Here is a 12,342-nt window from a genome sequence, read left to right as displayed (position 1 = left end):
GGAAGTGTAGGGAATTTGTTTTCTATGGTAGAGCAGTTGAAAAAAGCTGGATGGGATGATCCAATTAATACTAAGGCGAAATATAATGATAAAGATGCCCTACTTAAAAAAGTTCCAGCATTAGCTGAGATATTTGCAATAACAGGAGCTGGTTTTAAGGAGGATTCTACGATTAATTCTCCTGGGGTTACAAGAGGAAAAGAGGTTCTAATAAATATGAATAACATTTCAAATATACTTAGTTATGCTTTTACACTGGGGCATGAAATGTATGGTCATGTTTTTGCAAACTTATTTTTTAGAGATACTTTTAATCGTGTAACTCGTACTCCAGAGAAAAGTACTAGGGCATTTGATTTTTTTCAAGAGACTATGGGGTTGGATTGGGAACTTAGGATGGGAAGTACAAAGTGGTGTGGCTTTTCAGGTCTTGAAGCAGCTTCGTTTTATTATAACGTGAAAAATTTAGGATCAGGATATGATCAATCAATTATTGATAAAGTAAGTATTTACTATAATCGATTAAAGTTCGAGTGGAATAATATTTATAATCAAAAATTAATACAACTCAAGAAATAATGAAAACTACATTTTTTATAATATTTTCCTTTTGTGGGAATTATCTTTTTTCGCAGATAAAACTAGAACTCAAGCTAGATTTCGATGATAAGATTGCAGATATTACTATAGTTAATAATTCTTCTGAAAACTACGCTTTTCCATTGGATAAAAGCTTTTTACGGCCATATGAACCTGAATGTTTTAATTATCAGGAATATGAAGGAGATTTCCCTTTTTTAGCATTAATGTTAATGATAGAAAAGCAAAATAATAACGAATTATTAACATATTATGTAGAGGACTACGTAGATCCTGTTAAGTTTGATTCAATAACTAGAGAATATCAAAAGGAGAAAAAAAAATATGATAATTTAATTGAGAATTGGAGAATTATAAACAAGATTAAGAAAATGAAAGATGCTAAAATAAATTATAGTATTATGAATAGTTTTGTTTATTTAAAACCAAATGAAAAAATAAATTATAAAGTCAGAATAAATATTAATAATATAACCAATCAAAAGTTTAAGTTTTACTCATACTCTTATGATTCTTTTCAAACATATAAGTATTATTTAGAATATTGTGATGTATCAAAGGCGTATGAGTATTTAACAAAAAAACAAAAGAAAGAAATAAAAGAAAAAGGCTATACATTATTCTCTAATAAAATAATTTCTAATTTTTATATAGATAAGAGGTAAAAAGATTTAATGGATTATTCAAATCCAAACTGCGCATTCTATGATAAAAAGCAAGTAAAAAGTATTTAAATTTAAGATGCAAATTTATAAGTATTAACAAATGGAGTATTACGTGCTATTACAGCAAATGCTACTGATTATTTTGCATTTCATGTTATTTATTACTAAGAGGGAATGTTTTCCCCTAGCTGCCGCACGAATCCTTTCGTGTGGCATTTTTATTAACAATTATCTATATTTATGAGTACAAAGACCACCTTGGAAATACCAGGGTAAGCTTTACCAAAAACAGCGCAGGCGTTATTAAGTTACAGATAACAACCACTATTATCCTTTTGGGTTAAACCATATTGGAAGCTTTTTTTGAACATACCTGATCTGGGAAGATGGGGAGTTGTAGCTGCTCTTGCAGAGGTAATGAGAAGACATTCTCCTTATAACTATTCATTTAATAATCCTGTCAACTATATAGATCCGGATGGCAACACACCAAGAGATATTTATGGAGAACATTCGGCCTTTAATGGAGATTACGATCCTAACACATCTTTATCCGGTTATAATGGAATGGGCGGAGCCCATGGGATGTATTTTGCGAATAATGATGGAGGTGGTTTTGGATCTGCGCAACAAGGAAGTGGTACTGGTGCATTATCTTTTAGTACTCCAGAGGGAATTAGGTTTGCTTTCAGCTATTTTGGAGGTGGCGGAAGTGTAGGGAATTTGTTTTCTATGGTAGAGCAGTTGAAAAAAGCTGGATGGGATGATCCCGCTAATACTCGTGCAAAATTTAATGATATCGATACTTTGGTAAAAAAAGTTCCTGCTTTAGCTGATTTTTTTGCAATAACAAAAGTAGAATTTATTGATAATACTGGTGGAAGTTGTGCAAATAAGGCTGAATACCAAAGAGTATGGATTAATATGAATAATGCTCAGAATATTTTAAAACTAGCTTTTACTTTAGGACATGAAATGAATCATTCATTTGCAGATTTATTTTTTAGTGATAAATTTAATGAAATTACCCATCAATCTAAAGGCTCAAAAACTACTACAAGTTCCTTTAATTTTTTCCAAGAAGTGATGGCTCTATCATGGGAAATACATTTGGGCTCTGATAGATATGGGAAACGTTCAGGTTTTGAAGCAGCTCAGTTTTACTATGGGCCAAATGGCTTAGGCTATAGTCAAAAAAGTATTGATATGGTAAATAAATATTTATATGAATTAAAATCGGCTTGGAATTTTATATATAACTCGAAACTGAAATAATATGAAAAATTTAATAATTTTGTTCCTTTTATTACATAATATTTGTAATTCTCAAGTTAAAATAACTTGGGAATACTCTAAAAATCTTAAAAAAGCTGATGTAATCATTTATAATGAGGGTGCGAAAGATATTCTCTTGCCTCTAGATTTTAAATCTTTAAAGCCTCATTTTGAGAATGAATGTTCTATGGTTGATTATGAATTTCCATATCCTTCTTTTGGGTTAACTCTATTAGTAGAAAATGAACATGAAAAGATGTTTGGCAGTATTCATAACATTGAAGTGTCAGAAAATAATAATTTTAATAGAATTGTACTAGAAAGACAAGAAATTAATAATGAATATTTAGATTTTATTAAAAAATGGGATGAAAGCAATAAAATTTCAGATTTAGATTTTGCAAAAAAAAATTATTATTTATATAATAATCTAGTATTTATTAAATCTAAGCAAAAAATTAAATTTCAAATTGCTGTTAACTTTGATAACATAACAAATCAAAAATATATTTATTATTATTATCCAATAGATTGGGGTAAGAAGATTGAAGTAATGCTTTCTACTTGTATTGATTCAGATACTTACAACTATCTTACGGAAAGACAAAAGCAAGAATTAAAAAAATATGAATTTTTTACAGGAAACTTGAGAAGTAATATAATTGTGTTAAATCAATAGTTTATATCTTGAAGTGGTTTCACAAGCTGCCCTAGCTGCCGCACGAATCCTTTCGTGTGGCATTTTTATTAACAATTATCTATATTTACGAGTACAAAGACCCCCCGCTCCCGCACGATTGTATCGTGTGGCAGATAATAAAAAACAAGCTGCCGCCTTTCGTGTGGTACTTTTATTAAAAATTAGCTCTATTTACCAATATAAAGAAAACGATAGTAAGACAATAAAAACTCCTCAACCTTTCATTCAGCCAATACAAAAATCATAAAACCAACATTTTTATCTCTCACTGAAAAATCGTATTTTTGTGCATCTAAAAAGTAAAAGAACGAATGAATTCCTACAAAAATCCATTGGAAGAGCGCTATTCCAGTGAAGAAATGTTATTTAATTTCTCACACAATAACAAATTCCGTACCTGGAGAAAGCTTTGGATCGCTTTAGCGGAGATCGAAAAAGACTTAGGCCTTGAAATTACAGACGATCAGATTGCTGAATTAAAAGCGAATGCTGAAAATATCGATTTCGATAAAGCCGCAGAATACGAAAAAAAATTCCGTCATGATGTAATGGCTCACGTTCATACCTATGGAGATGTGGCGCCTTCAGCAAAAGGAATTATTCACTTGGGAGCTACTTCAGCTTTTGTAGGAGACAATACAGACTTAATTCAGATCCGTGACGGGCTTTTAATCCTAAAGAAGAAGTTGGTGAACGTAATGAAAAATCTTTCAGATTTTGCAATTCAGTACAAAGACCTTCCAACATTAGGATTTACCCACTTCCAACCAGCTCAGTTAACAACCGTAGGAAAAAGAGCTACTCTTTGGTTACAGAGTTTGGTTCTTGACATCGAAGAATTAGATTTCTTCCTTGAAACGCTACGCTTTAGAGGAGTAAAAGGAACTACAGGAACGGCTGCAAGTTTCCTTGAACTGTTCAACGGAGATTACTCAAAAGTAAAACATTTAGATAAAGAACTTTCAAAAAGATTCGGATTCGAAAAAGTTTTTGGAGTTTCAGGTCAGACTTACGACAGAAAGATTGATGCTAAAGTAGTAGCTTTACTAGGAAATATCGCTCAATCTGCACATAAATTCACCAACGATTTACGTTTACTTCAAAACCTTAAGGAAATTGAAGAACCATTCGAGAAAAACCAGATCGGTTCATCCGCAATGGCCTACAAGCGTAATCCAATGAGAAGTGAAAGAATCGGAGCATTGGCAAAATATGTAATGTCTTTAACGACGAGTTCTGCAATGGTAGCTTCTACACAATGGTTTGAAAGAACATTGGATGATTCTGCGAACAAGAGATTAACAATTCCCCAGGCATTCCTTGCTGTTGATGCGATCTTATTAATCTGGAACAACATCATGAACGGAATCGTAGTATATCCGAACAGAATCAACAAGCATATTGAAGAAGAACTTCCTTTCATGGCTACAGAATATATCATCATGGAAGAAGTGAAAGCTGGAGGTGACCGTCAGGAAATTCACGAAGTAATCAGAGTTCACTCTATGGAAGCATCCAAGAAAGTGAAGGAAGAAGGAAAAGAAAACGACCTGATCGAAAGAATTTTAAACGATGACTCTTTAAAATTAGATAAATCAAAATTAAAAGAAGTTTTAGATCCGAAGAACTTTATCGGGTTCGCACCAATTCAGACAGAAGAATTTGTAAAGAACGAAGTGCAGCCGATTATAGACCAGAATAAAGATTTGATAGGATTAGAAGCTGATCTTAAAGTATAAAACACTATGCAGCCTTTTGGGCTGCATTTTTTATTTTACATCCAACCATGAACAAAGTCCTTTTACTCATTTCAATAATCCCTGTACTTGCTTTCTCTCAGGAGAAGGAAGTTTTAAGATATTTTAAAACCAAAGAATCCTTAGTAGGAGTGAAAAACGACAAAGGAATTATTATCATTCCTGCGCAATTTAAAATATATTCAGACCTTAAAGATGGGGATCTGGTAGAGGGCGAAACCATTCTCTTTGATGGTGAGAAAAAAGGCGAGAAGCCTCAGAAACACACCTGGGGATATGTCTATGACAGAAAAGGAAATTTCCTTTATACACCATTTCTATATGATAATGGCCCGGACTATTTTATAGAAGGATTAAGGCGTTTCGTTAAAAACGGAAAGATCGGGTTTGTGGATAGAAACGGAAAAACAATGATTGAACCCAAACATGATTTTGTTGACCATTTTAGATATGGATATGCATCATTTTGTGATGGGTGTAAAAGGAACGATGATGATGGCTATATAAAAGTACCCGGTGAGAAATGGGGAATGATGAATATCAAAGGAGAAACCGTTAAACCACTCACCCAATATTCTGATAAGGACGTGAAAATTGTTGGAAAATATTATCCATATCCTTTTCAATACAACGAAAAAGAAAAAAATATTCTTCAGTTTTTTGATAAACAAAATAAGCTGTTGTCAGATCTTTATTATGTTAACCAATACAATAAAATTCCTGAGAAAGAAAAGAGATTGTATTTTGAAATTATAGAAAGACCAAAAGAAAATTTTCCTTATTATCAGATAAACACTTACGATTACACAAAATATGATTTAGGAATGCTTTATCGCTTTAAATTCCTGGCTTCAGAAGATGGTAAATCTTTTTATGCCATAACAGCCTATAATGAGAATGGAGTTCCTTTTGAAGAATGGCTGAAAAAAGAAATAGAAGAAACAAAACAATATCAAAAAGAACACCCTGATAACCCAAATAAACTCAATAATAACCTGAATTAAACTTAATGAGAAAAAATATATTCATACTTATTTTTGCTTTGGCATTTGCAGAGAACCATGCACAAAACGATAAAAAAGTGTACTCAATCATTGATGCAGCGGCTCAAAAAGTTGCAGCAGAATCCAAAGCATATTCCGTTTCCGTTGGAGTTGTTAAAGACGGAAAAGTCTACACCAAGCACTTTGGTGAAATAGACAAAGGAAAAGGAAATAAAGCAGATGATAATACATATTTCTCCATAGCTTCTGTTACCAAGCTTTTTACAGGTCAGTTATTGGCTCAGGCAGTTCTGGAAGGGAAAATAAGTCTTGATGATGATGTACGTAAATACCTCAAAGGATCTTACCCTAACTTAGAATATAATGGAGTTCCTATAAAAGTTCGTAACTTAATTTCTTATGAAACAGCCTTGCCTAGAAATCTTCCTACTGATGATGAGCTGAGAAAAAACATGACGGATGAAACCCCCTTTCTTTACGAGAAGCTCAACGAAGGATATACAAAAGAAGACTTTAAAAAAGATCTGGCAGGTGTCACATTAAATACGGAGCCAGGTAAAGAATATAAATACAGTAATTTAAGCCTTGAACTAACTGGTCTTATACTGGAAAATATTTACGGAAAAAGCTATGAAACTCTTTTGAAAGAAAATATCTTCTCAAAAGCTGGAATGAATCATACCAAATTGGAACTTGGTAAAAATGAAGCCCAGGCCAATGGATACCATGAAAACTATCGTCTGATGCCCGTTGCACAAAGCCTTTTATGGGGAGCAGGTGGGTCGAAAACCGAATCTACGATGGCAGATATGATGAAGTTTTTAAAAGAACAGCTGAATCCACAAGATAAAATAGTACAGGAGTCTCAAAGAAATATTAGCAATAGTAAAGAAGGCTGGTATGGGTATTTCTGGGATAAATATTGGATTACCGCACAGGGTAAGAGAGGATTTAAACATGGTGGATCCTATGGAATAAATACCCTATTTACTATATTTCCGGAGCAAAACATGGGAGTATGTATCATTGTAAACATCAATGGTCCCGAAACATTTACCGCACTGTATAATGGAACGGACAGTTTAGTAGCCGATCTTATTTCAACCTCAGATAAAAAACAGGTATATGGATATTCCGTAAAGGGAGATAAAATCGTTTTCTCTTACACGCATCCTAAAAACCTGGACGGAAATCTTATCAATACTGTCTCCGTAGCAGGTAGTTTCAACAATTGGGACCCTGAAAATAAAGAATATCAGATGATAAAAAAGGATAAAAATCTTTATGAATTGGAGGTTCCGGTCTCCCGATTTGAAAAAGGAAAACCCTATTCTTTTAAATTGGTATTGAATAAAGAAGAATGGATTGGAGCTTCTAAAAACGCATCCAATAATGACGGAACCAAAGATAATAATCTGGCATTGATATTATAGGAAAAAGAAAGTAAAAAGAGTAAATTTGTACTCCGGGACGAGACCAATATGAATGGAACAGATGATGGTAATCTGACATAGGTACTCTGAACTCAAAAAAAGTAAAAAGAAAAATAAATCTAATATTAAAATCTGACATCTAATTTTTAATAATGTTACAGAATCAGGATCATCAACAATTAATTACCGATTTAAAAGAGCTGGTTGATAAGACGAAAAGTCAGGTTGCCGTTCAGGTAAACTCGGCAATGGTGGTTTTGTACTGGAAAATCGGGCAGAGAATAAATGAAGATGTTCTGGGGAATAAAAGAGCAGAGTATGGTAAAGAAGTAATTTTACAAATCTCTCATCAGCTTACCGTAGAATTTGGAAATTCTTTCTCTGAAAAAAATATTCGGAAAATGATGCAGTTTGCTTCAGTTTTTGATGATTTCGAAATTGTCGCATCAGCGATGCGACAATTATCGTGGACTCATTTTTTACTGCTGATTCCTATTTCTCAAGATACGAAGAGGAATTTTTACCTCGAAGTTTGTAAAATTGAAAATTGGAGCGTCAGAACTTTGAAAGAAAAAATAAGTTCTTTGCTTTTTGAACGGACTGCAATAAGTAAAAAGCCCGAACAAATCATTAACAAAGAACTTAAAAATTGGTCTGAAAATAATATTTTAAATCCTGACCTGGTTTTTAAAGACCCTTATTTCCTGGATTTTTTAGAATTGAAAGACACTTTTTCGGAAAAAGATTTAGAAGAGTCTATTATTGTGGAACTTCAAAAATTTATTTCCGAATTAGGAAGTGATTTTGCATTTCTTTCAAGACAAAAGAGAATCACGATTGATAACAGAGACTATTACATGGATTTGCTTTTCTATCATAGAAAACTAAAATCTCTGGTTGTTATCGAACTGAAATTAGGAGAATTTGAGGCTAGCCATAAAGGGCAAATGGAGCTTTATCTCTCATATCTTAACAAATATGATAAAGTAGAAGGAGAAAACCCACCGATTGGTTTAATTCTTTGCTCCGGAAAAAACTCTGAACATATAGAACTGATGAATCTCGAAGGAGATAATATAAAAATTGCAGAATATTTACTTATCTTACCTTCAGAAAGAATTTTGCTTGAAAAATTGAATCGATCAATAGAGATAGCAAGAAATAAATTTGAAAATAAATCTAATATTAAATAAAATCTGACATCTAATGTCTAATAACAAAAGAATTTTCGTAGAAAAAAGAGGAATTTTCGATGTTGAAAGTCCAAAAATTTTTGATGAAGTAAAAGCAGTTGTTCCGGCAATTCAAAGTGTGAAAGTCTACAATGTGTATGACATTTTCAATTTGAATGACGGGGAATTCGAGAAAGTGGTAAACAATACTTTTGTAGATCCTGTTACTGATATTTTACATACAGAAAACCCTGCAAAAAGCATCCACTTCGGAATGGAGTTTCTGCCTGGTCAGTACGATCAGAGAGCAGATTCTGCGCAACAGTGTATCGCTTTATTGACAGAGAATGAAAAATCAAAAGTAAGAAGTGGAAAGCTGATCGAATTTGTAGGAGTTTCAGAAGCTGATTTGGTGAAAATCAAAGATCTTCTGATCAATAAAGTAGAATCTCAGGAAAAAGACCTGTCTGTATTGGATATTCCTGCTGATGAAACACCATCAAAAGTGTTGATTCACGAAAATTTCATCAATTTCAATGATGCTGAGCTTGAAAATTTCTACAATAATCATGGTTTTGCACTAGGATTAGATGACCTGAAGTTTATTCAGGAGTACTTTAAAACTGAAGAAAGAAATCCTACAGAAACAGAACTGAAAGTATTAGACACGTACTGGAGCGATCACTGTCGTCACACGACTTTCGAAACAGAATTATCAGACATTAAGTTTGAAGGAAAATTCAAACAGACATTGGATACTATTTTCAATGACTATATCGAAAAAAGAAAATTCTTAGGCCGTGAGCTGAAACCTATTTCCTTAATGGATCTGGCAACAGTTTGTGGTAAATATTTCCATAAAACAGGGAATCTTGATAACCTTGTTATCTCTGATGAGATCAATGCTTGTACCATCCAGATCGAAGCCGAATATGATGGTAAAAAAGAACCTTGGTATTTGTTATTCAAAAACGAAACACACAATCACCCAACGGAAATTGAACCTTTCGGAGGAGCTTCTACTTGTTTAGGAGGAGCCATCAGAGACCCTTTATCCGGAAGATCTTTCGTATTCCAGGCGATGAGATTAACAGGTGCTGCAGATGTTTTAGAATCGGTAGACAAAACATTACCAGGGAAATTGCCTCAGAAAACAATTACCAAACAAGCGGCGAACGGATACTCATCTTACGGGAACCAGATTGGTCTTGCAACTACGATGGTTTCTGAAATCTATGATGAAGGCTACAAAGCTAAGAGAATGGAAGTTGGTTTCGTTACCGGAGCCGTTCCGGTAGATTGGGTAAGACGTGAAAAGCCTGCGAATGGTGATTCTATCATTATTTTAGGTGGCGCAACAGGCCGTGATGGAGTAGGAGGAGCAAGCGGAAGTTCAAAAGAACAGGACGAAACCTCTATCCACACCATGAGTTCTGAAGTTCAGAAAGGAAATGCAGTAGAAGAACGTAAAATCCAAAGACTATTCAGAAATCCTGAATTGACAAGATTAATCAAGAAATCAAACGATTTCGGTGCTGGAGGTGTTTCTGTGGCGATTGGTGAAATTGCAGACTCTTTGGAAGTAAATCTTGACGTATTACCATTAAAATATGAAGGATTAAACGGAACAGAACTGGCTATTTCTGAATCTCAGGAAAGAATGGCTGTTGTGGTAGATCCAAAAGACAAAGAAAAGTTCATCAAATTCTGTGAAGCTGAAAACATTGTTGCGGTAGAAGTGGCAAAAGTAACAGATTCAGGAAGAATGCAGATGTTCTGGAAAGGTGACAAAATTGTAGACCTTTCAAGAGCATTTCTTGATACCAATGGATGTTCAAAATCTCAGGAGGTAAAAATCAATCACCTTGAGGAAGTAAAAACAGAAACTAAAGCATTCAACGAAGAAAACTTCCTGAATACTTTAAAAGATAAAAACGTAGCTTCCCAAAAAGGATTATTAGAAATGTTTGACTCTTCAGTAGGAGGAACAACAGTTGCCATGCCTTTAGGAGGGAAATACCAGCAAACCCTAATGGAAGGAAGTGTACAGACATTACCGATCTTAGGAGCAAAAGATATCAAAACTGTTTCCCTTGCAAGCTGGGGATTCGATGCTGAAATCTCAAAACAAAACTCTTTATTGGGAGCATCTTACGCTGTAGTAGAAAGTGTAGCGAAGATTGTTGCTATGGGAGGTGATTATAAAAACATCAGATTAAGCTTCCAGGAATATTTTGAAAAGCTGGGTCAGGCTCCTGAAAAATGGGGTAAACCTTTAGCTTCACTTTTAGGAGCTTATGATGCACAAATTAACCTTGGATTAGCAGCAATCGGTGGTAAAGACTCTATGAGTGGAACTTATCAGGATCTGAATGTACCGCCAACATTGATTTCTTTTGCATGTGCTAACGGAGAAAAGCAAAACATCATTTCTCCTGAATTTAAAACAGCAGGAAACAAATTATATTTCTTCAACCACATTGCTCAGGAAAACGGCCTTCCAAACTATGATGCATTAAAAACAGTGTATGAATTCATCTTTGAAAACATCAAGTCAGGAAAAATCATTTCTGTAAAAACAGTAAAAGACGGTGGAGTTGCAGTAGCATTGGCAAAAATGAGTTTCGGAAACAGATTGGGGGCTGAAATTAACGCTGATGAAAATACTTTATTAGCTAAAAATATCGGTAGCTTAATCATCGAAGCTAAAGAAGAACTAAGCAATGTATCTCTACAGTTAATCGGAGAAGTAAAAGATTCAGGAATTTTAAAGATTAACAATCTTGAAACCCGCATCTCTAACCTCGAAGCTGCTTATACTGGTACATTCGAAAACCTTTTCCCAACAGTAGAAAAAGAAAAGCTGACGGTTGAAATTGATGAAAAATCAAACTCAATCCATCCAAGAAATATCATTATCAAAAAACACGGAATTGCACAGCCTAAAGTATTTGCTCCGGTATTCCCAGGAACCAACTGTGAGTATGATACCTTAAATGCATTCCAGAAAGAAGGAGCTGTAGTAAGCAGTTTACCATTAATCAATATCAGTCACCAATTATTGGATGAAAGTATTGATGCATGGGTAGAAGAGATCAAAACCTCTCAAATCCTTGCTTTCTCAGGAGGTTTCTCAGCGGGTGATGAGCCGGATGGTTCTGCAAAATTCATTGTTAACGTTTTAAAGAACGAAAAAATGAGAAATGCAGTTCACGAATTATTAGACAGAGACGGAATGATTATCGGAATCTGTAATGGGTTCCAGGCTTTAGTTAAATCAGGTCTGCTGCCTTATGGAAGAATTAAAGATCTGGATGAAAACTCTCCAACATTGGCTCACAATGCGATCAGAAGACACATTTCTCAGATGGTTACTGTAAAAGTAGTAAACGATGAAAGCCCATGGTTAAAAGGAATGAAAGGTCAGACCTTTACTATTCCGATTTCTCACGGTGAAGGACGTTTCATGGCTTCAGAAGAAGAGATCAAGAAGCTGTATGAAAATGGACAGATTGCAACGCAGTACATCGATTTTGATGGAAATATTGCCCACGGAATGCCATTCAACCCGAACAATTCATTATTCGGAATTGAAGGAGTAACCAGCCCATGTGGAAAGATCTACGGAAGAATGGGGCACCCGGAAAGATTTACGGAAGGTCTCATGAGAAATATACCAACCGCGAATTATCACAATATATTCAAAAACGGTGTTGAATACTTCAAATAACAATAC

9 protein-coding genes are annotated in these 12,342 nt (G+C 34.2%); all 9 read left to right on the top strand.

Going from position 1 to position 12,342, the window contains the following annotated elements; genetic code table 11:
* Positions 1 to 579 (top strand): hypothetical protein (locus tag AC3HD6_RS19410; protein WP_488897836.1); only part of this gene is annotated, 579 nt, incomplete at its 5' end.
* Complete coding sequence (locus AC3HD6_RS19405) at positions 579 to 1,265, top strand: hypothetical protein (RefSeq protein ID WP_488897835.1); 687 nt, start codon at positions 579 to 581, stop codon at positions 1,263 to 1,265. The genes AC3HD6_RS19410 and AC3HD6_RS19405, both read left to right, overlap by 1 nt.
* A 363-nt stretch (positions 1,266 to 1,628) precedes the next feature.
* Complete coding sequence (locus tag AC3HD6_RS19400) at positions 1,629 to 2,540, top strand: hypothetical protein (RefSeq protein WP_488897834.1); 912 nt, start codon at positions 1,629 to 1,631, stop codon at positions 2,538 to 2,540.
* Position 2,541: 1 nt separating this feature from the next.
* Positions 2,542 to 3,219, top strand: a complete 678-nt coding sequence (locus tag AC3HD6_RS19395; protein WP_488897833.1) for a hypothetical protein — start codon at positions 2,542 to 2,544, stop codon at positions 3,217 to 3,219.
* A 332-nt stretch (positions 3,220 to 3,551) separates the two neighbouring features.
* The gene (gene purB, locus AC3HD6_RS19390; protein WP_488897832.1) at positions 3,552 to 4,979 is read left to right on the top strand and encodes an adenylosuccinate lyase; all 1,428 of its coding nucleotides are present in this window, start codon (positions 3,552 to 3,554) and stop codon (positions 4,977 to 4,979) included.
* A 47-nt stretch (positions 4,980 to 5,026) separates the two neighbouring features.
* Positions 5,027 to 6,001 (top strand): WG repeat-containing protein, encoded by a 975-nt coding sequence (locus AC3HD6_RS19385; RefSeq protein ID WP_488897831.1) that lies wholly within the window; start codon positions 5,027 to 5,029, stop codon positions 5,999 to 6,001.
* 5 nt (positions 6,002 to 6,006) lie between these two features.
* Positions 6,007 to 7,434 (top strand): serine hydrolase, encoded by a 1,428-nt coding sequence (locus tag AC3HD6_RS19380; RefSeq protein WP_488897830.1) that lies wholly within the window; start codon positions 6,007 to 6,009, stop codon positions 7,432 to 7,434.
* A gap of 152 nt (positions 7,435 to 7,586) precedes the next feature.
* Complete coding sequence (locus AC3HD6_RS19375) at positions 7,587 to 8,627, top strand: PDDEXK nuclease domain-containing protein (RefSeq protein ID WP_488897829.1); 1,041 nt, start codon at positions 7,587 to 7,589, stop codon at positions 8,625 to 8,627.
* Between the two features lie 13 nt (positions 8,628 to 8,640).
* Positions 8,641 to 12,336, top strand: a complete 3,696-nt coding sequence (locus AC3HD6_RS19370) for a phosphoribosylformylglycinamidine synthase (protein ID WP_488897828.1) — start codon at positions 8,641 to 8,643, stop codon at positions 12,334 to 12,336.
* Positions 12,337 to 12,342: the final 6 nt, after the last annotated feature.

The sequence above is a fragment of the Chryseobacterium sp. II3a genome, from assembly GCF_057815135.1.
This window is presented reverse-complemented; position numbering and strand designations above follow the sequence as displayed.